Source organism: Promicromonospora aerolata, assembly GCF_042682255.1.
GTDB lineage: Bacteria > Actinomycetota > Actinomycetes > Actinomycetales > Cellulomonadaceae > Promicromonospora > Promicromonospora aerolata.
On sequence record NZ_JBHUHF010000001.1, the window covers coordinates 1,322,394 to 1,341,369 of the forward strand.

Below are 18,976 nucleotides of genomic sequence, written 5' to 3' on the forward strand. Positions count from 1 at the left end.
CTCCCCTACGAAGGTGCTGGTCAGTGAGCCTAGTTGCGTACGTGCGGTGTGACTCGTCCAGAATGCTTCCGACGCCGCGCCCGACAGCAGCGAGACCTTGTGAACCCGGGTTATCAGCCTTCTCGGTCGACCGGGTCGGACGCGGTTCCGGCGTCCAGACCCAGGCCGTTCAACAGCTCGTCGCCACTCACGACCTCCGGCGCGACCACTGCGTCGGACAGGAAGGTCTTGTTCGCCAGCAGCCGGTCGAGGTTGACGTCGAACGAGTCCCGGTCCGGGTGGAGCGCCATCGGGAGGTAGACGTGCACGTCCCGCTTCTGTCCGATGCGGTAGATGCGGTCGGTCGCCTGTGCCTCCTTGGCCGGATTCCAGTGCCGCTCCAGATGGATGGCATGGTTGGCGCCCACGATCGTCAGTCCGACCCCGACGGCCAGCGGGGACATGATGATGACGTTGAAGCCGTCGGCCTGCTCGAAGCGGCGGATGACGCTCTTGCGGGTCGCGCCGCCGCCCGTCGAGGTCGCCGCGGTGTCACCGTTGACCACGCTGACGGCCAGGCCGTAGCGCTGCATCATCCAGCCGGACAGCGCCCGCTGGACCCCCTTGTCGATGACGAAGACGATCGCCTTCTCTCCGCGGTCCCGCACCTCGTCGAGGATCTCCGCCGTGGCATGTGTGCGGGCCGACAGCTGCAACGCGCTCTGGTCGCTGTCGAACGGACCTGGCGCCTGTGGATGCAGGCTCACCAGCCGCAGCCCGTGCAACGCCTTGAACGCAGCACCCTGGACACCGCGGCCGAACGTCCGGAAGCGGTGCAGCACCTCGTCGTACGCGTCGACCTGGATCTGCGGCATCGTGTGCCGAACTGTGTGCAGATGCTTGGCCGGCAGTTCCTTGAGGTGGTCCTCCTTGACCCGGCGGAGCATGAAGGGGCCGACCGCGGCGCGCAGGTCGCGACCGAGCTCACCCTTCTCGGCGCTGGATGCCGACTCCATCGGCTTGACCCACCGCGCCCGGAAGTCCGCGGATGTACCGAGCAGCCCCGGCTGGGCGGTGTCGACGAGGGACCAGAAGTCCCCCAGCTCGTTCTCCACCGGCGTGCCGGTCGCGAGCAGCTTGAACCGCGCTCTCAGGCCCTTGGCTGCTCGGGCGGCCAGGGTCTCGGGGTTCTTGATCTTCTGTGCCTCGTCCATGACGACGACGCCCCAGTCCACCCGGCTGAGCGAGATCTGGTAGCGCTGAAGCGTCTCGTAGGTGGTCAGCACCAGCCGGTTCGGCATGTCCAGGCGAGTCGCACCGTGCTCCGGCCCGATCCGCAGGCTCGTCCGCTGCGCGACGACGTCGTCGCGAACCATCCCGCGAGAGTCCAGGTCGTGCTCCCCCACCGCGGTCTCTCGTCGCGCACCGCGGATCCGGAACTGTTTGAGCCCTGGGCCCTGGAGCAGCACGACGTCGTCGAACGGCGACTCCGGAAAGACGCGGTCCAGCTCCTCGAGCCAGTTCTCCAGGAGCGCGACGGGCAGGACCGCGAGCGTCGGGCGGCCCTGACCGACACGGGCGTGGCGCTCGTCGTCCTGCTCCGCGCGGAGGTACTCACGCAGGGCGACCAGCGTCATGAACGTCTTGCCCAGGCCCATGTCGTCCGCGAGGATCGCCCCCTGGATGCGCGCCGGGGCCTTCCCGTCGGCGTCGAGGGTGCCGTGCATGAGACCGGTCATCCACTCGATGCCCTCACGCTGGTGCGGATACGGGTCCATGCGCAGGTCGTCGTAGGTGACGGCGCGCCGCGGCTGAGCGGCCCGCGCTGCGGCGCGTTGCTGCTCGGCGAGGTCAGTGGCATCGGCAACGATCACCCCGACCCGAACGGTGTCGCGCTGCTCCTGATCCGGACCGGAGAAGGCGCCGGCCAGGTCCGCACCGAGCTGTTCGAGCTGGGTCCGCGATGCTTCCAGCACCTCACGCACCCGACTGCGGTCGGCGATATCGACGAGCCCGTCGTCGAGCGTGACGACGTCACGGCCGGCCTGCCAGGCCTGGTCGACCTTCGTCTCGATCTCGGCGTGCTCCGGCAGGGAACGCGCCTTCGTGGCGAGCGCCTCCGGGCCCGCTACCCCGTCCCGGGCGAGCCAGGAGATGCCGCTCTCGCCGGCCTTGGCGAAAGTCATCGGCGCGATCCTGCCGATTCCCGTGACACGGAACCCGAATCCGAGCTCGACATCGACCAGATCGGGGTCGAAGAAGTCGCCGGGCGCCTGGATGAAGTCGTCGACCTGGTCCGCGGCGATGTGGGCGTTCTGCCGGACCTCGCTGACGGCCGCGCGCTCGTGCTCGTCCAGGAGCACCAGGTCGTCCTCGATGCGCAGCACGCCGCCGTCGGCGGCGTCAGAGTCCAGGTGGTGCCATCGGCGGGCAGTCTTGTCCGGGTCCACACCGACGCCGAGGTCCGGCTGGACGTCGAGGCCGCCGTCAGGCCGCTGCTCGACGATCAGGCCCACCCGGTCGGGCCGGACCACCCGGGTCTCGGCGAGCTGTCGCAGATCGATGTCCAGCGCTGGGGATTCGCGCTCGGACCCGTCCTGAGCGGCCCCGTCGAGCGCCTGCCGCAGCTCGGCGAGCAGCCGCACGTTGCGCGTTTCGGTGCGCTGCCCCATCGGAAGTGCGGAGTGCGCCTCGACGGCGCGGACGGCGTCGAGCACCGCTGGTGCCAGGCGGTAACGACGCGTACCCACGTCGACGAACGGGCCCGACCGGCGGACCGGCTGCGCGTACTTGCCCTCCATCACCTGCAGGTCGACCGCGAAGTGTTCGCCGGTGGTCACACCACGGACCTGCCCGGCGATCGTCCCGGGAACATCTCTGGGATCCCGAGGAAGGCGGCCTCATCGGTGTCGAGGTTCGCGACGACGTCGTCGGGTACCACGTAGCCGTCGGTGACCGGCAGGGCCACGCCCTGCTCGGCCAATGCTTCCAGTGCAAGCAGCTGCAGTCGTCGTCGCACCGGACCGGCGCCGGAGCGGAGCGCGGACAGATCGTCCGCCGTCGTGGTGAAGGCGACCATGCCGTCGCGCGGCGCGACGGCGAAGCCACTGTCCTCCGGCTCGGTCGCCGTGCTGCTTCCCCGCAGCAGGTTGCGTAGCTTCATCAGTTCCATCCCGTGCGGCGGTGGGTCGTGGTGTAGGTGGTGGCGCCGTACAGCTCACGCCGGCGCTGCTTCTCGAAGTCCCCGGCCGAGTACACGGCTCGGGGGTCGACGGTCACGCCGATGCCGCGGAGGAACTCGAGCGCCTTGGGCTGCCAGATCTCGTTGTGTCGGTACCGCGTCTGTCGGCCTTCGCCGTGGATCCCACGGTGACGCTCCGGAACTGTGTCCTTGAAGTCGGTCAGGGAGTAGACGCGCCGCCGAGGGTCGGTCAGCATCGGCAGGGGGTCACCCGCATACAGATAGATCTGGAAGTTGTGCGACCCCTCGACCACCGTGAAGCCCTCGCAGGTGAGCACCACGACGGCGGTCTCGGCCGCGTTCGCCCCGATGTAGCGCGCGGCGTCGATCGAGACACCGCGAGAGCGGCGCATGATGCCCCGGCGCACCTCGTCGCCAAGGATCAGTCGCACCTCGCGGACAAGACCACTCCGGTACAGGCCGCGGAGGAAGGTCGTGCGGGCCGGGAGCATCCGCCTCATGCTGTCCGTACCGTGATGGGTGGCGTAGTCGTCCAGCGCGTCGAAGTACACCTGAAGATCGGCGCCGACCATCCAGCGCGCGGCCCGCTCGGTGAGGTCGGGGCGGATTGCCGACCACCAGCGGCGCCAGTGCTCCTTCTCTCGCAGCCGCGGGTCTCCACCGATCCCCGTGATCGCCTCCAACCACTGCGTGGACGGGTCCACCGCCATCGGCTTGTCGCACAGGGCGGTGAGCAGCGCATGGCCGAACGAGAGGTCGTTCTCCGTCTCTGCGGCCTTGACCGCCTCCCGGGTGACGTCGGTCAGGAACGGGTGGCCGTCCAGGCTGTGGTCGGCTCGGGCGATCTCGGCGAGGTAGTACTCGCGGCGTGCGAGGATGCCGAACCGGCCCTCCATCCCGGCCACGCCGACGGCGCGCAGGTGATCGTCCATGCTCAGACCCGCGGTCACGAGGTCCGCCGCCAGGGTGGCCGGCGACTGGGCGGTGAGCCAGTGCCCCGGCGAACGGGCAATCGCACTGAGCGGGCCCGCCGTGTCCCCGTCGTCGGCCACTACCTGCTGTGCCACCTCGTACAACGTCCCCCCGACCGCGGCGAAGAGGCCCTGGCCCGCGGCTTCGAGCCGGTCGAAGACCTTCCAGAAAAGCGCTGCGAGGACGGTGCAGGTCAGCCGGCTCGGCCGTTCGAGCAGCTGGGTCCGAGCGGCCGGAAACAGCGTGGGCATCGACATCCAGGCGAGATCGTCTGCCGCCCACACGGTGAGCAGCGCACGCAGCACCCGCCGCTCGCCCAAACGGTCGGCGACGGCATCGAACGCTCCCTGCGCGAGCAGGCTCCGGATGTGCGCGACGAGATCGGCGAACCGAGCCCCCGAGGCCCCCATCCCCTGCCCGACGCCAGAGGCCTGCTGCGCGAGTCCTGACCAGCGGACCGCGTTGTCGGCGGGCCACTCCGGAGCGGCGAACCGCACTGCGCGCTGGAACATGTCGGCCATCAGCCCTGCGCCTCGCCCAGGTCTGCCTTGTGCTCGATGATCGCGGCCAGATCGTCGGCCGTGGGCCGCACCACCGTGAACCGCAGGTCGATGCGGCGGTTCTTCGCCCGAGCCGCCTCGGTGGTCTGGTCTGGTCCGGTCGGCCGGGTCTCGCCGTAGCCCGACACCGAGAACAGCGGTTCGTCGGCCACACTGCGCAGTTCCTTCAGTGTGCTCGCGCGGGCGTCCGACTCCCAGAGCCGCCACAGCGAGATCGCTCGGAACGTCGACAAGCCCCAGTTTCCCGTTCCTTCCAGGCCAGTGAACGGCGCATTGTCCGTGTGGCCCTCGACGAACACCGTGTCCAGTGCCTCGTAGCGGTCGTCCTGCGCGACGACCTCGGCCACGACCTGACCGATCGTGAGTGCGGTCTGCTGCTTGCCTTCCGCGATCTCGTACGAACCGGAGTCGAAGCCCAGCAGTGACGTAGGGATACTGAGGACCGACGATGACTCGTCGACCTCGACCGGGATACCGCGCTGGGCGAGCTGCTCCTGGATCTCGAGAAGCATCTGCGCACGGACGAGCTCTGACTCGCGGACCGAATCGATCTGCGCGGTGAACATCGCTTCCTGCTCCTGCACCGTCTTCTGCGCGACGACAAGGTCTTCCTGCTGATCCTGCAGGCGGATGATCACCACCATCAGGGTCAGGATGAACACGAACAGCAGTGCCGACATCAGGTCCGAGAACGAGATCCAGTAAGGGCTCTCGCCCGTCTGCTCCGCCCTACGCGGTCGTGACGTCCGACGGAACACCGGTCACCTCCCCTGCGTGTGCCACCTGCGTGTCTGCGGTGCGCGCCGCAGGTTCGGGGGCGATCCGGGTGATCGCGGTGCCCAGCGCGTCGGTATAGACACCCAGGCTTTCGTGGAGCCGGTCGAACTGGTTGCCGGAGCGGCTGGCCGACGACTCGAGCTCCTCCAACAGGTCCGCGAGCGCACGGGTGACGCGGGTCATCTGGTCGGAGTAGTCACGGGTGTGGGTGTTCCACTCGGACATGCGGGTCTCGACCTGCTTGCCGACCTCGCGCTCGTAGTCGTTCAGCCACTCGTTGACCGACGTCGTCAGTGCCTTGAGCCGGTCCTGGAGCTCGGTGAAGCCGCCGTTGACCTGCCCCGCGGCCTCGCCGATGAGCTCGGCCGCCGTGAGGGTGGTCGCCGAGAGCGACTCCAGCTGCTCACCGACCCGTGCGACGGTCGTCACGGCCGACGCCGTGCGGTCCCCCAGGTCATCGAGCTTCTCGACGCCGTCGGCGACGGCATCTCCGAGAGCACCTGCAGACCGGTCGAAGATGTCGGCCGTGGCACGGAGCTTCTCGGCTGCCGGCCCGAGACCGTCACTGACTTCCTGGATGCGCACGGCTGCGTGGTCCAGGTTCGTCACGACACGCGGCAGGTGCTCGTCGAGCAGCGCCACCTGGCGCGCGGTCGCCTCGGCCACGCCGTTGAGCGTGGTGGAAAGCTCGGTCGTGGCGTTCTCCAGCCGGGCAGCGAGGCTGGTGCCCATGGCCCGGAACTCCTCGGTGAACTTCTCGACGAGTACCTCGAAGACCTCGCTCGACTGCACGGCGGCCTGGGCGTACGTCTGGCCCACCACCTCTTGAAGCTTGTTGCCGATCTTCTCACCCATGTCATTGATCGCCGTGACCGACGCATCAGTGTGCTGCTGGATGCGGAGCAGCGACTCTTCGGGCGAGTGATTCTCGAACAGCCCGTCGATCGTCCGCTGCAGAGCATCGATTCTGCCGTCGGTGCGCTGCTCGATAATCCGATGGGTGATCGTGAGGATAACGCTGGCGAGCACACCCCACAGCGATGTGACAAAGGCTGCTCCGGCACCTTCGATCAGCACGTCGAGGCTCGACATCAGGTCATCCAGGGACGCCCGCGAAGACAGACCCATGTTTCCGAGTCCGTGCGCCAGCCCCGCAAAGGTACCGAGCACACCGAGTGCAGTGAGGATCGACGGTGACGCAGTGAGAAATCGGTTGTGATGGATCTCGGGCGCCAACTCCTGGGTCCCGAAGAACGTCTCGGCAGGCTGGGTGTTCCAGATTTGCCCGCCGTCGCTCGTTGCAACGAGTGTCTCGTCGAACTCGCGCCAGGCATCCCGGATGTGCTGGTCCGACGAACCGTTCGCAACCTCGGCAAGCTCACCACGCCGCCACACCAGATCGGCCTGCTCAAGGCCCGTGATCATCCGCCGCAACTCGGCAGTGCGGCTCTTTGCCTTCCGAGCACCGAGCCACATCATCACTGCCGCTCGCACGGCGATCGCTACGACCAGCAAACAGACGACGATGGAGATCGGTGACGTCGGGACAAACGCCATGAGGGACGAAGACATCGCGGTGTGGCACTCCTTTTGTGGACACGTCCGTACACGGATCTGCGGCGTGGTGGACCAATCCTCAGGTCTGGCTCGGGACGCTCGACCCGATATCGCCGCTGATGACGCAATGTCACCCGGGTGAATCGCGCGCCCGGCGACGAGTCCGCCGCGCCGGCCTTGGCCGGATCGGCGGACCACCAGCTCCAGTCGGTCGCGGGCGTCAGCCCAGCGTTACCTCGGCGCCGCCGGAGAAGGCCGAGTCGTGCAGCTCCAGCTTGCTCAGCTCGACGTCGGCAGGGACGTCGAAGACCACGACACCCTCCACCGAGTTCCCCGGGTTGATCTCGTTGAGGAAGGAGTTGGAGTCATCGAGGTAGATCGCTGCCTCGGTGTCGGCTGCGAACTCCCGGTTCTTCGCGTCGTACGCCGTGACGTTGTTGCCGTCGAAGTACTGCGACTCGTTGCCGATGTTCTCCACCGTGAGGTGTACGAGCACGAACTGCCCCTGCGCTTCCTGGCTGAGGAATTCGTCACCGATCTCGCGTACCCCAGGTTCGACCTTGGTGACGGTGAACTCGAACTTGCCGTCGCGGACGGCGTCGCCGACGCCGGGCAGCGCCGGTTCCGCCTCGGGTTCCTCTGCCGGCTCCGTTGGCTCTGTAGCTTGACCGTCGTCGGCCTTGTCGTCGTCGGTTTCCTGCTGCTGCACGACGGGGGCCGGTGCACCACCGGCCTCTGAGTCGTCACCACTCGTGAGCGCGCCGACGATCCCTATCCCCGTGAGCAGGCCGAGCGTGGACAGCACGATCCCGGCGATCGCCTTGCCTCTCCCGACCTGGGGCGTGAGCCGACGTGCCCGACCGATACCGACGATGCCGAGGATCAGACCGACGATCGCGGGGACGAACAGCAGACTCGTGACGATCGAGACGATGCCAAGGACCAGGCTCGCCGTCGCCGCTCCATTCGTCGGCTGCACGGGCGCGATCGGGTATGCCGGCGCCGGGTGGGTCGACGCGCGGTCGACTGACCACTGCGCGGGGGTCTGGCTGACGGGTTCCGGCCGTTGAGGATCGGATGCGGGTGGGACGGACATGGTGTCGCTCCTCTTGGGTGTGGTTCGAATCTTCGGTGTGGTTCGGACTCGCTCATCGAATCGACCCGCGCGACAGATGACGAGGCGTCGGTTGATAACCCCGGTTCTCCCGTCTATTCGCGCCAACCGCTGCACCCGCCGGTTCCATGAGCTCCATGAGCCGGCACCCGGTCGGCCCTGGGCAGGGAAGGCACCACCATGAGCGAACTCACCGAACTCGTCGGCCGCCGCCTCGACGAGGACCCCGGACTGGACGAATCCGTGCGCCTGAGCGTCCGCGGCGCCCTGGACGCCGTCGACAGCCCGGAGGGGGAACCACCGAACGACGTCTCCGCGCCGACAGGCGGTGATGCGGGCACAGATGCGACGGGTGGCGTCTACCTTGACCGGATCACCGTCCGGTCGTTCCGCGGCATCGGTCGTGAGACCCACCTCGAGATTCCCGCTGGTCCCGGCTTGACGGTGGTCTCGGGGCGCAACGGCTCGGGCAAGTCATCGTTCGCCGAGGCGCTGGAGGTGGCGCTCACCGGCACCACCTACCGGTGGCGGAACCGCAGCGCCCAGTGGCTCGGCCCATGGCGCAACCTGCACTGCGACGCTTCGCCACGGGTCGAGGTCCAGCTCCAGGTCGACGGCGGAGACAAGGCCCTGCTGGTCAACGAGTGGACCAGCGACGACTTCGACTCCCGGTCCACCGCCCTGACCGGCGACACCGATGTCGGCAACGCGCTCTGGGAGTCCGCGCTGGAGACCTTTCGTCCGCTGCTGACCTACGAGGAGCTCGGCCAGGTTCTCTCCGCCCGGCCGAGCGAGCTCTACGACGCGCTGTCCACCGTCCTGGGCCTAGGTCAGCTTGCAGACGCGATCAAGCACCTCGACTCCGAGCGCAAGAGGCTCGAGCAGCCGGCACGCGCGCTGAAGCAGTCTCGTGGCGACCTCCTCACCACACTGCGCGCTCACGACGACGGTACCGACCAGCGCATCACCCAGGCCGTCACCCTGCTGAGGCGCACCCTCCCCGACACCGCCGCCCTTCGGACCCTGGCGACCGGCACGGCGGCCACGCCGGGAACTGGCATCACCACTCTTCGTGCGCTCGCGAGCCTGAACAGCCTCGACGCCCCCGCGGCCGAGGCGGCCGCCGCCGAGCTGCGCGCCGCTGTCGCATCGTGCGCGCAGGTCGCCGACGAGGCCTCGGTCGCCCTGCAGCGCCGCCTCACGGTGATCCGCGCCGCACTCATGGCGCACCAGCATGACGGTGACATGGCATGCCCGGTGTGCGGGGTCGGAACACTCGACGCGGGCCAGGCCTCCGTTCTTCGCACCGAGGCCGACGATGCAGATGCCGCCCTCGGCAGGCTGGCCGCGGCGACATCACGTCTTGAACGGGCCCGTGCTGCGGCCCGAGCCGTGATCCACGGTGTGCCGGCCGCACTGTCCGCGGCAGCAGATTCCGCCGTCGAGCGCGTACGCGACACCACTCTCCGGGCCTGGCGTGCGTGGGCTGATGCCCCACCTGACGACCTGGAGCTGGCCGACCACATCACCACCCACCTGCCAGGCCTCGCTACGTCCGTCGCTCACGTACGCGCCGCGGCCGCATCGGCCCTGACCGCACGCGACGATTCCTGGGCACCTCTGGCCAGCAGGGTCGGGAGCCTTGCCGACCTGGCCGACGACGCAGCTGCTGCCAAGCCCGACGCCGACCATGTCAAGGCCGCGCTGAGCTGGCTCAAGGCGAACGACCAGACCCTCAAGAACGAACGACTCGCCCCCATCAGCGAACATGCCGCCCGTATCTGGGAGCTCCTGCGACAGGAGAGCAACGTCGAGATCGCCGGGCTGTCTCTGTCCGGCACCGCGACTCGTCGCCGAGTCACGATCGATGCCACCGTCGATGGCACGGATGCTTCCGGGATCGCGGTGCTCAGCCAGGGCGAGCTACACGCTCTGTCCTTGGCCCTCTTCCTTCCGCGCGCCACCATGGAAGCCAGCCCGTTCCGCTTCGTGGTGCTCGACGACCCCGTGCAGGCGATGGACCCCGCGAAGGTGGACGGGCTGGTCGAGGTCCTGGCCGAGATCGCCGAGACCCGACAGGTCGTCGTCTTCTCCCACGACGACCGGCTGGCAGCGGCCGTGCGCCGCTCGTCGGTCCGGGCGACGGTACTGGAGGTGACGCGTGGGACATCGTCGGCCATTGACGTGGTCAACACCTACACGCCGGCCAGACGGTTCCTCCAGGACGCCAGGGCTCTCTGCAAGGACCCGGGCCTGCCCGCGCCGACTCTGCGCAAGGTCTTGCCCGGAATGCTGCGGCTGGCGGTCGAGGCCGCTGCCCGCGACCGGTACTTTGCCGTTGCACTGGCCAACGGAGTTCCGCACCGCGTCGTCGAACGAGACTGGGAGGGCGCATACCGTACCCGGGAGCGTGTCGGGCTCGCCGTAGGCGGCGATGCGACGGCCTGGTCACGGGCACCGGGACACGGCTACCGCAGAGCAGCCCTCGGCGTGGCGGGTGCGGGAGTGCACGACGGCCTGCAGGGCCCTGCGGAAAGCGCGCTGGACGCTGTCCGCAAGACGATCGAGGACCTGGTTGGAGGCATCCGATGAGCCTGGGTCGGTGGGCGGCCGACCTTGAGCAGGCTGAGCGTCTGATGCAGGGCTCAGGCCCCGTGGGGCACCAGTCGCTGCGCATGGTGTGCTGGCTGCTGCGGTCCGTGCTGGAGCAGACGTACCGCGAACTGGTAGGTACTCAGGGCGCTGCGCTCGGCACTTCCACGAACAGGGTGGCTCTCATCTGCCTGCGAGCGTTGTACGAGGACACCGCGCCGGAGCTCGCAGGCGATGCGGAGTCAGCGTGGAACCGCCTGTCCCGGGCGGTGCACCAGCACGCTTATGAGCTCTCCCCCACTCTGAGTGAGGTGGAGGATCTGATGCGTCAGGTGAGCGACGTGGCGAAGTTCGCGGCGCGATAGGCACAGGAGAACCAGCCCACCGGAGGAGTTCACCTCCTGGCCCGCGGAAAGCTCCCTACCTGGGGCAGTTGCACGCTACCGTGACCGGCAATGCCCTGGTCGAGGCGCACGTCCTCACCAAAGGTGCGCACCTGTACAAGTTGTGGTACTGAAAGGACTTCGACCATGGCTCCATACCCAGAACCACCGGCACTTGCTCGTCTCCTCGACTCACGCCGTGGAGAGGAACAAGATCCGGTGGTCTTCAACCCCGACCGGTGGGTACACGAACTGCAGGACGTGCTCACTGAGGATTTCATTCGGCTGGCCCTAGAGAGCGACGACACCACGACACTGGTCGGGCTCGGCCAACGGTCCGTGACACGTCACACGATCAACTGGCTGGCCGACTCGACCGACCTGACTGACGACGACCAAGTCCTGTCCCTCTGGCTTCTCGTGCTCGCCTGGGGAAATGGTAAACAATCCCGATGGGGATTCCAGAACGCCGCAAAATCGCTGGCGCAGCCGGGCGCCCTGTTGGATAACTTGCGACAGACATCAGCGATCCTCCGCGCAGCAGCGAATACCAGCGAACTGGCCACGGCTTATCGCGCGTGGCGACCAGGTCTCTCCGTCGGCGAATCATTCTTCAGCAAGTGGTTCACTTTCGCCGGACGACAGGACGGGCGCAATTGGCAACCACTCATCCTGGACGAGAACATCTGGAACACGCTCAACCAAACGCTCGAACTGACCGTTTCAGAGCTGGCTGGCAGCAGGCAGCCCGCCGCGAAATACCAGGCGTACGTGGAAGCCGTCCACGAGTGGGCCGGGTCGCCCAGCCGTGCACAGTGGATTGAGTGGGTCTTGTTCTCCCGGGACGGCAAGTGAGCGCCCTCGACGTTGCCCACAGCGGGCTGGGCGTGGGCAACGCGAGATGCAAGCGCTCGAACGGTCAGCCTGACAGCACCTGGACCCACGCAGTGGCCAGTTCGTCATTCGAGGCGACCAGCCTGATGAGCGCGGGAAAGCGTCGATCGGCATGACCATCGATCGCGGCAACCATCACCGCTGCGGCGTCGGCGTACGGCATTCCGCCCGTCCCCGTACCCATTCCTGGGAACGCCACAGTCACGACCCCGTGCTCATCGCACTGGGCCAACGCCGCCTCCATCGCCCGACGGACATTCACCTCGGTCGCCTCGGCGACCGGGTTTCGCATGGTGGGCGCATGGATGACCGATTCAGCACGCAGGGTGCCGGCGGTAGTGAGGATCGCGCTACCGAGCGGAATCGGCGATCTGCGCACGGCTTCGGTCTCGATGTCGTTCCCGCCGGCACGTGTGATCGCCGCTGCAACGCCGCCGCCCATGGTCCCGTAGCTGTTCGCTGGGCAGACGATGGCGTCGGCGGCGATCTGAGTGAGGTCCCCGAGGATTACTTCGACACGGCGACCCGCTCGAGATCGCGTGTCCACGAGACCACGCGCTGCATCATTCATCGAACGTCACCGACTGCACCTCGATGGACGCGCTCGTCAGTTCGGACCGGAATGCCTCGATAGCCGCTGCGAGCCGGCCAGTGACGTCGTCCAGGTCGCTCCCTCGGCTCGAGATCGTCGCCTGCATCCGAACGTCCTTGCCGAAGCGCTTGGCCCTGGACTTGAGATAGATGTCCGGATCCCCGTGCTTCTCGTCGAACGCAGCGAGCGAGGCCGACAGCTCCGACTCGTCGTTCGTTGAGGTCACGATCGTCGCGGACCGGAAGAACCCAACACCCAGCACACGTTGGAGGTGTGGCCCGGCCTCATTGACGAAGATGTACTTCAGCTCGGACGGCACGCCCGGCAAGTTCAGGACCGCCAGGTCCTCCTTGGCTTCGAACCAGACGCCCGGGGCTGCCCCGACCTGATTGTCGAGAGCGACTGCGGCCTCCGGCAGGAGCGCCATCTTCCCCCGTGCCTGAAGCGCTGCCGGACTCGACGTGTCCCCTACCCGGCCCACCTCGGCGAGCGCCGCGTACCGCTCGCTGACGATCCGAGCGCCATCGGAGTGCTCGGCCAGCTGAACACCGAAATGGTCGGCGACCGCCCCCACCGTGAGGTCATCGCGTGTCGGGCCGAGTCCACCGAGGGTGATGAGCAAGCGCGGCTCGGCCTGCAGCAAGAAGTCCAGACCTTGACCGATCTCATGGGGGTCGTCAGGGACGACGGCGGTCCGTACGACGCTCGCCCCGCGGCCCGAGATCTGCCGGCACACCCACCCGCTGTTGCTGTCCGTCGTCGACCCGTCCAGGATCTCGTTTCCTACCACCAGCAGAGCGACCCTCATGTGTTCTGTCCTCTCACAGCGCTGTCATGATCGCGGCAACCGCGACGGCCAAGGAAGCAATGGCGAGCCCGAGCGACATCCACTGCATCATCTTCAGCTTTTCCTGAATCTTGATGTCGTACGAGAGGCTCGCGAGCTCAAGAATCGTCGTCGAGTGCTCGCCGATCTCGTCGACGCCCTCACGCATCGCACCGAGCGCGGTCTCCAACGGCCCGAGGTAGTAGTCGTCGAAATGGCGGTCCAGGTAGGAGTACAGACCGGCGTGGCGTGGGCTCGTGGCGGCTCCGCCCAAGGACGTGCGCCGAAAGTCGACAAGGATGCGCTTTCGAGCCTCGTTCCGCACCAGGTCGCGCCGCAACGAAGCAAGCCGATGCGTTCCCTCGAGTGCTTCGGAGAAGGTCAGCCGGTCGTCCGCACGACGGTCGAGCGAGCCGAGGTCCGCCAGTGCAGAGACCGCATTCGGCACCGTGTCGCGGACGTTCGCCAGTACATCCTGGGCGCCCATGCATGCGACCGAGTGCAGATAGAACTCGTCGATCGGGTTGTCGATGCCAGGACACCCCCCCGTCACGGCTGATCAGGACCGGCACGGCGCCGTCGTACAGAAAGAGACAGGGTGCCTCGCCACAGCTGGCAAGCTCTCGCACCTTGGAGTCACCGCCGGTGGCGACCATGGCCGACTCTGCATATCGGACTGCCGCACCCACAGGCTCAAGCCCCAGGTCGAGCACTTGTCCGCGGAAGTCCTGAATGAGCTCTTCGATGTGCTCGGGGTTGACCTCCGCCGACGGACTCTCGATACCGGCGACGAGGTCGAAATGGAGAGCGGACCCGTTGCGGATCGTGATGCGCGACCGTGCCGGGCCACTCCCCCGCACGACTGCTACGTCGGTGAGGTGCCGTCGTAGGCCGGCGGCGCGCTCGACGTCCAGGAAGTCGGTGTCCATCAACGTGGACCGGACTGAGCCATTGCTCTGTGTACCTGGTCTGAGCCGCCACTGGCTCGAGGCCTCCAACCTCTCGATCAGGTCCCGTGTGGTGTGTGAGCTGTTGAGCCTTCCCCAGATCCTGACCTGCTCGCGCAACCCGACCCCCGTCTCGGCAATGTACCCCGTTGGATCGTAGCGACTACGCAACGCCCCAGGTAGGAGGCGCGAGCAGGCTGATTGGATCCAGGACGGACGCCGCACCCGGCGCATACCCCACCCGGTTCGGCCCAGAGGGCAACAGCCGCCCGCACGTCACGATCGCGCTGGGCACGGCGGACGCCGCGACCTTCCCCAGGTGGTAGTCCTCGTCGAGGAGGCCGTCCGCACCATCCAAACGTTCCGCATGAGGTTCGGGCCGGCTGCACGAGAGGCCGTCGCCACCCAGCAGCGGTAGCGGCCGAGGGCCATGATCCGGACGGGCGGGGACCACGCCCCCGTGCAGCCCCCGCCCCTCATCCCCCTCAGCCGCTCAGCCGATCACCGAAACCTCACCGCCCCCCGATACTCCCGTCCCGCCGGTAGTCGGCCCCACCGACCAGCCCTTCCGGAGTCACCTGGATAACGCTCAGACCGCTGGTCTGCTCCGTCACCGTGACGGGATGTCCGCGAGCCTCGAGCGCGCCACGCAACGCCGCCACGTCGTAGTCCAGCGTCACGCCCGGGATCGGCGGCTCGAGCGCCGTCGAGCCGTTGTTGTTCTGGACGTGCGGCACGTTGTTCGCCTGCTGCGGGTCCAGCCCGAAGTCGATCACGTTGACGATCGACTGGGCGGTGTAGCCGATGATCCGGGAACCGCCCGGAGAGCCGGTGACCAGTTCCAGCGAACCCTCGGCGTCCCGCACGATCGTCGGGGACATCGAGCTGCGCGGACGCTTGCCCGGCTGCACGCGGTTGGCGATCGGCGTGCCCTCGGCGTCGGTCGCGGCGAACGAGAAGTCGGTCAGCTCGTTGTTGAGCAGGAACCCGCCGCCGTCCACCATGACACCGTTGCCGAAGCCGCTCTCGACGGTGGTGGTCATCGACAGGGCGTTGCCGTAGCGGTCGACGACCGAGACCTGGCTGGTGCCCGACTCGTTGGACTCGGTCTGCGGCGCCGTCGGGTCGAACTCCCCCGGTGGGATGCCGGCCTCGACGGTACCCATGTCCTCGTCGGTGATCAGCGCGGCCCGTTCGGCGAGGTAGTCCGGGTCGAGCATGCCCTCGGCCGGCACGGTCACGAAGTCGGTGTCGCCGACGTAGAGGTTGCGGTCGGCGAAGGCCAGCCGCCCGGCCTGGGTGAACAGGTGCACCGCCTCGGGGTCGAGCGGGTCGTCGCCGAGGTCGAAGTGCTCGAGGATGCCCAGCATCTGCCCGACCGCAAGCGCGCCGGAGGACGGCGGGCCCATGCCGCAGACCTCGTGGCCGCGGTAGTCGCTGCACACCGGCGACCGCTCGGCCACCTCGTAGCCGGCCAGGTCCTCCAGCGTCATGTCGCCGGGGAGGTGCGGGTCTTCCTGCACCGCCTCGACGACCGCCTCGGCCAGCCGGCCCGTGTAGAAGCCCTCTGCGCCCTCGTCGCGCAGCGTCTTGAGGGTGTCCGCGTAGTCGGGGTTGCGCATCCGGGTGCCGCCGGGCTTGGCGGCGCAGTCGGTCTCGGACCCGTTGGTGAAGTACTCGAACGCCACCGGGTCGCGGAAGAAGAGCCGGTCGCTGCAGCTGTCGTTCCTGTCGAGGTAGGCGTCGACCAGGGCGGCGGTCCGGTCGGTCATCTCGTAGCCACCCAGCGCCAGACGCATCCCCGGCGCGAACAACCGCTGCCAGGGCAGCTTGCCGTGCTGGGTATGGATCTCCTCCATCAGAGCGGGCGTGCCCGGCACGCCGGCCGACAGCCCGCTCTGCCAGGCGTCGGTGAACGACAGCCCGGCGAACCGGTCCTCGGTCGCGGCCAGCGGCGCCTTCTCCCGGCCGTCGTAGGTGGTGACCTCGCCGCTCGCGGCGTCGTGCCACACGACGAACGCGCCACCGCCCAGGCCGCTGGACTGCGGCTCGACCAGACCGAGCACCATCTGGGCCGCGACGGCCGCGTCGGCGGCGGTCCCGCCGTTGCGCAGCACCTGCTCCCCCGCCCTGGTCGCCAGCGGGTTGGCCGTGACCACCATCTCCTGAGTGGTGGTCACCGCTTCCGGAACGGTCTGCTGCTGCGCGGCCACCGGTGCCGCGGCCGTGGCGGCCAGAGCCACCGCCATGGTCAGCGCGCCCAGGCCTCTTCTCGATCGAACTCGCATGGGTTCCCCTCTCCAGCGGGTGGCGAGCTGATCACGAGGTGAGGGCCTCGGCTCTCCACGTTGGAGAAGAACCTAGATGCGGGGCGCCGACGAAAGATCCTCCCGGAAGGATGATGCGCCGGCGCGGTGCCGGTGTCGGGCGGCTCCTGCGCCGTGGGGTCGAGCTACTGGGTCAGCTCGACGAGCAGATCGCGCCGGGTGTCGACCCCGAGCTTGCGCAGGACGCTGCGCATATGGGTCTTGACCGTCGACACCTCGATCGTCAGACGTGCCGCGATCTCCGGGTTGGTGAGGCCGTCGACGACCAGACCGAGGATCTCCTCCTCGCGCTCGGTGAGCGGTTCCATCACGTCGAAGCTCGCCGCTACGGCCTGCGGCGTCGGGCTGGCTCCCACGAAGAGCGCCTGCCGACCGGCCGTCACCTGCTGGAGGGCACCGATGAAGACGTCGCTGGATGCGGTCTTGCTGATCAGTGCGTCGGCGCCGGCCAGCATCGCGACCTGGACGTCGACCGTTCTGGTGAACGACGTGAAGACCACCACCCGGGCGTCGCACACGCTCTTGATCGACCGGCAGAGCTCGATGCCGCTGCGGGTGCCCCCGAGCCGGACCGGCACGACCACCACGTCCGGCTGCAGCTCGCGAGCGCACTGCAGGGCCGCTGCCGCGGTCGCCGCCTCCCCCACCACGTCGATCGTGGGGTTGTCGGTGCAGATGGCACGCAGGCCGTGCAGTACCACGGGGTGATCTTCGACCAACAGGACCCGCATCCGAGCGTTCATATCCTGTGCCCTCTCTCTGGATCAGGCCCTCGTGCTGCTCGCCGGAGCATAGCCGCTGCACGGTTCTTTCGCGCTCGGGTCGTTCGCGCTCGAGTCCTTCGCGCCGAGTCTTTCGCGCACGAGTCCTTCGCACTCGAGCGGTGACCTGGCCGTGCGGCGAGGTCAGGTGGTGCTCAACGCTCGGTCGTATCCCGTCCGCCGGCCGTCGTACCGGTCCGGGCCCAGCCACGCGTCGTCGGCCGGCTCGGCGCCGTCGACGACGGCCTCGGTGATCATCCGGGCGGTGACCGGAGCCAGGACCATCCCCCACATGCCGTGCCCGGTGGCGACCGAGAGGTTCCCCACCTTCGTCGACCGGCCGATGACCGGCACGCCGTCCGGGGTGCACGGCCGCTCGCCGGCCCAGCGGTCGATGACGGCGGCTCCCTCGAGCCCTGGCAGGACCCGTGCGGCCACGGTCTTCAGGGCTTCCGCTCGACCCGGGTCCATCGGTCTGCGCTCGTCCCCGAACTCGATGGCCCCGCACACGCGGACCCGGTCCGCGAGTGGCGTCACGACGACGCGGTGCTCCTTGATGCGGACCGGCAGCGTCGGGGCGTGGTCACCAGCCGCGACGTCGATGACGTAGCCCCGCCCACCGCGCAGCGGCAGGTTCACACCGACCTGGGCCGCCAGTGTCGCCGACCCGAGCCCGGCCGCGAGGACCACGTGATCGGCGAGGAGGGTCATGCCCTCCGCGGCGACCCCGACGACGCGCCCGTGCTCCGTCAGCAACCGCTGCGCCGACGTGCCGAAGAAGACGTCGGCGCCCCGGCTGGATGCGTCGTCCAGCATGGCCTTGACGAAGCTGCGGCTCTCCAGCGTCCACTCCTCGGTGTCGTGGGCGCCCGCCGCGACCGGCGCCAACGACGGTTCGATGGCCTGCAGCCGTTCGAAGGAGAGCAGCTCGGCATGACGACGCCGCGGTGGCCGGAGGTAGACGTCGATGGCCCCCGTCTTGCGCAACGTCGGGCTGAGGCCCTCGTCGGCCAGCCCACAGTGGAGCCGGGTGCTCTCGGCCGCCAGCTTGCTCAACCGCTCCCCGGCCAGGTGGGCACGCCGCGGGGCGGCCGATGCCACCAGGCTCCCGGCCCACGGGACAAGGCTCGGGTCGGCCTGCATCCGCACGGCCGGCGGTCGACGCAGCATCTGGACCGGGGCCTCACGGAGCAGTGCCGGCGTCGCCAACGGCGTCACATGGTGGGGCGCCACGATCGCCGCGTTCGCGTACGAGCAGCCGCCGCCGATCCCGGGCGCGCTGTCGATCAGTGCGACCCGGACGCCGCGGCGGGCGAGCTGTTGCGTGATGGTCGCTCCCACCACACCTGCGCCGATCACGACACAGTCGACGCGATGGACGCCGTGGACGCGCGGCAGGGGACGGGGGGATTCCATGCTCCGACAGTAGACATCAGGTACCGGTCTGCACCTCCTCCCTCAGTGGGGAGATCGGGGCGCGACGATGACGAGCG

The 18,976-nt window shown here is 68.4% G+C and carries 15 protein-coding genes; 3 read left to right on the forward strand and 12 right to left on the reverse strand.

What is annotated here, in order from left to right:
• Window positions 1–113: 113 nt before the first annotated feature.
• The 6 genes from ACFSL2_RS06010 to ACFSL2_RS06035 are packed head-to-tail and all read right to left on the reverse strand — an operon-like array spanning window position 114 to window position 8,026.
• Window positions 114–2,819: a DEAD/DEAH box helicase gene (locus ACFSL2_RS06010; protein WP_377196977.1), complete on the reverse strand. Its 2,706-nt coding sequence runs from the start codon at window positions 2,817–2,819 to the stop codon at window positions 114–116.
• Window positions 2,816–3,142: a hypothetical protein gene (locus ACFSL2_RS06015; RefSeq protein WP_377196978.1), complete on the reverse strand. Its 327-nt coding sequence runs from the start codon at window positions 3,140–3,142 to the stop codon at window positions 2,816–2,818. The genes ACFSL2_RS06010 and ACFSL2_RS06015 overlap by 4 nt, the downstream gene beginning before the upstream one ends.
• A complete protein-coding gene (locus ACFSL2_RS06020; protein WP_377196979.1) occupies window positions 3,142–4,674 on the reverse strand; it encodes an EH signature domain-containing protein in 1,533 nt (510 codons plus the stop codon). Before ACFSL2_RS06020 ends, ACFSL2_RS06015 begins: the two co-directional genes overlap by 1 nt.
• The gene (locus tag ACFSL2_RS06025; RefSeq protein ID WP_377196980.1) at window positions 4,674–5,471 is read right to left on the reverse strand and encodes an OmpA/MotB family protein; all 798 of its coding nucleotides are present in this window, start codon (window positions 5,469–5,471) and stop codon (window positions 4,674–4,676) included. The genes ACFSL2_RS06020 and ACFSL2_RS06025 overlap by 1 nt, the downstream gene beginning before the upstream one ends.
• Complete coding sequence (gene zorA / locus ACFSL2_RS06030; protein ID WP_377196981.1) at window positions 5,443–7,245, reverse strand: anti-phage ZorAB system protein ZorA; 1,803 nt, start codon at window positions 7,243–7,245, stop codon at window positions 5,443–5,445. Before zorA ends, ACFSL2_RS06025 begins: the two co-directional genes overlap by 29 nt.
• A gap of 22 nt (window positions 7,246–7,267) precedes the next feature.
• Window positions 7,268–8,026, reverse strand: a complete 759-nt coding sequence (locus ACFSL2_RS06035) for a DUF4352 domain-containing protein (RefSeq protein ID WP_377196982.1) — start codon at window positions 8,024–8,026, stop codon at window positions 7,268–7,270.
• A 315-nt stretch (window positions 8,027–8,341) separates the two neighbouring features.
• Between ACFSL2_RS06035 and ACFSL2_RS06040 the strand changes: the two genes are divergently transcribed.
• The 3 genes from ACFSL2_RS06040 to ACFSL2_RS06050 all read left to right on the forward strand — a co-directional run bounded on the left by ACFSL2_RS06040 (window position 8,342) and on the right by ACFSL2_RS06050 (window position 11,991).
• Entirely contained in the window at window positions 8,342–10,753 is a 2,412-nt protein-coding gene (locus tag ACFSL2_RS06040) for an AAA family ATPase (RefSeq protein ID WP_377196983.1), read from the forward strand.
• A complete protein-coding gene (locus ACFSL2_RS06045; RefSeq protein WP_377196984.1) occupies window positions 10,750–11,118 on the forward strand; it encodes a hypothetical protein in 369 nt (122 codons plus the stop codon). The genes ACFSL2_RS06040 and ACFSL2_RS06045 overlap by 4 nt, the downstream gene beginning before the upstream one ends.
• 237 nt (window positions 11,119–11,355) lie before the next feature.
• Window positions 11,356–11,991 carry an 8-oxoguanine DNA glycosylase OGG fold protein gene (locus ACFSL2_RS06050; RefSeq protein ID WP_377196985.1) on the forward strand — a complete coding sequence of 212 codons (636 nt, stop codon included), beginning with the start codon at window positions 11,356–11,358 and terminating at the stop codon, window positions 11,989–11,991.
• 64 nt (window positions 11,992–12,055) lie between these two features.
• Here ACFSL2_RS06050 and ACFSL2_RS06055 read toward each other — a convergent pair whose 3' ends face one another.
• The 6 genes from ACFSL2_RS06055 to ACFSL2_RS06080 all read right to left on the reverse strand — a co-directional run bounded on the left by ACFSL2_RS06055 (window position 12,056) and on the right by ACFSL2_RS06080 (window position 18,899).
• Window positions 12,056–12,601 carry a macro domain-containing protein gene (locus ACFSL2_RS06055; protein WP_377196986.1) on the reverse strand — a complete coding sequence of 182 codons (546 nt, stop codon included), beginning with the start codon at window positions 12,599–12,601 and terminating at the stop codon, window positions 12,056–12,058.
• Window positions 12,594–13,430 carry a competence/damage-inducible protein A gene (locus ACFSL2_RS06060; RefSeq protein ID WP_377196987.1) on the reverse strand — a complete coding sequence of 279 codons (837 nt, stop codon included), beginning with the start codon at window positions 13,428–13,430 and terminating at the stop codon, window positions 12,594–12,596. The genes ACFSL2_RS06055 and ACFSL2_RS06060 overlap by 8 nt, the downstream gene beginning before the upstream one ends.
• Window positions 13,431–13,443: 13 nt before the next feature.
• Window positions 13,444–13,935: a hypothetical protein gene (locus ACFSL2_RS06065; RefSeq protein WP_377196988.1), complete on the reverse strand. Its 492-nt coding sequence runs from the start codon at window positions 13,933–13,935 to the stop codon at window positions 13,444–13,446.
• Between the two features lie 972 nt (window positions 13,936–14,907).
• Window positions 14,908–16,683: a gamma-glutamyltransferase gene (gene ggt, locus ACFSL2_RS06070; RefSeq protein WP_377196989.1), complete on the reverse strand. Its 1,776-nt coding sequence runs from the start codon at window positions 16,681–16,683 to the stop codon at window positions 14,908–14,910.
• A gap of 164 nt (window positions 16,684–16,847) precedes the next feature.
• The gene (locus tag ACFSL2_RS06075; RefSeq protein WP_377196990.1) at window positions 16,848–17,453 is read right to left on the reverse strand and encodes a response regulator; all 606 of its coding nucleotides are present in this window, start codon (window positions 17,451–17,453) and stop codon (window positions 16,848–16,850) included.
• Between the two features lie 174 nt (window positions 17,454–17,627).
• Window positions 17,628–18,899: an NAD(P)/FAD-dependent oxidoreductase gene (locus tag ACFSL2_RS06080; protein ID WP_377196991.1), complete on the reverse strand. Its 1,272-nt coding sequence runs from the start codon at window positions 18,897–18,899 to the stop codon at window positions 17,628–17,630.
• Window positions 18,900–18,976 lie beyond the last annotated feature (77 nt).

What these genes read in the sequence shown, in the direction of transcription:
- ACFSL2_RS06040 (WP_377196983.1), top strand. Translation starts at nt 8,342, where the DNA reads ATGAGCGAACTCACCGAACTCGTCGGCCGCCGCCTCGACGAGGACCCC.
- ACFSL2_RS06075 (WP_377196990.1), bottom strand. Translation starts at nt 17,453, where the DNA reads ATGCGGGTCCTGTTGGTCGAAGATCACCCCGTGGTACTGCACGGCCTG.
- ACFSL2_RS06015 (WP_377196978.1), bottom strand. Translation starts at nt 3,142, where the DNA reads ATGAAGCTACGCAACCTGCTGCGGGGAAGCAGCACGGCGACCGAGCCG.
- ACFSL2_RS06080 (WP_377196991.1), bottom strand. Translation starts at nt 18,899, where the DNA reads ATGGAATCCCCCCGTCCCCTGCCGCGCGTCCACGGCGTCCATCGCGTC.
- ACFSL2_RS06060 (WP_377196987.1), bottom strand. Translation starts at nt 13,430, where the DNA reads ATGAGGGTCGCTCTGCTGGTGGTAGGAAACGAGATCCTGGACGGGTCG.
- ACFSL2_RS06045 (WP_377196984.1), top strand. Translation starts at nt 10,750, where the DNA reads ATGAGCCTGGGTCGGTGGGCGGCCGACCTTGAGCAGGCTGAGCGTCTG.
- ACFSL2_RS06065 (WP_377196988.1), bottom strand. Translation starts at nt 13,935, where the DNA reads ATGGGCGCCCAGGATGTACTGGCGAACGTCCGCGACACGGTGCCGAAT.
- ACFSL2_RS06055 (WP_377196986.1), bottom strand. Translation starts at nt 12,601, where the DNA reads ATGAATGATGCAGCGCGTGGTCTCGTGGACACGCGATCTCGAGCGGGT.
- ggt (WP_377196989.1), bottom strand. Translation starts at nt 16,683, where the DNA reads ATGCGAGTTCGATCGAGAAGAGGCCTGGGCGCGCTGACCATGGCGGTG.
- ACFSL2_RS06020 (WP_377196979.1), bottom strand. Translation starts at nt 4,674, where the DNA reads ATGGCCGACATGTTCCAGCGCGCAGTGCGGTTCGCCGCTCCGGAGTGG.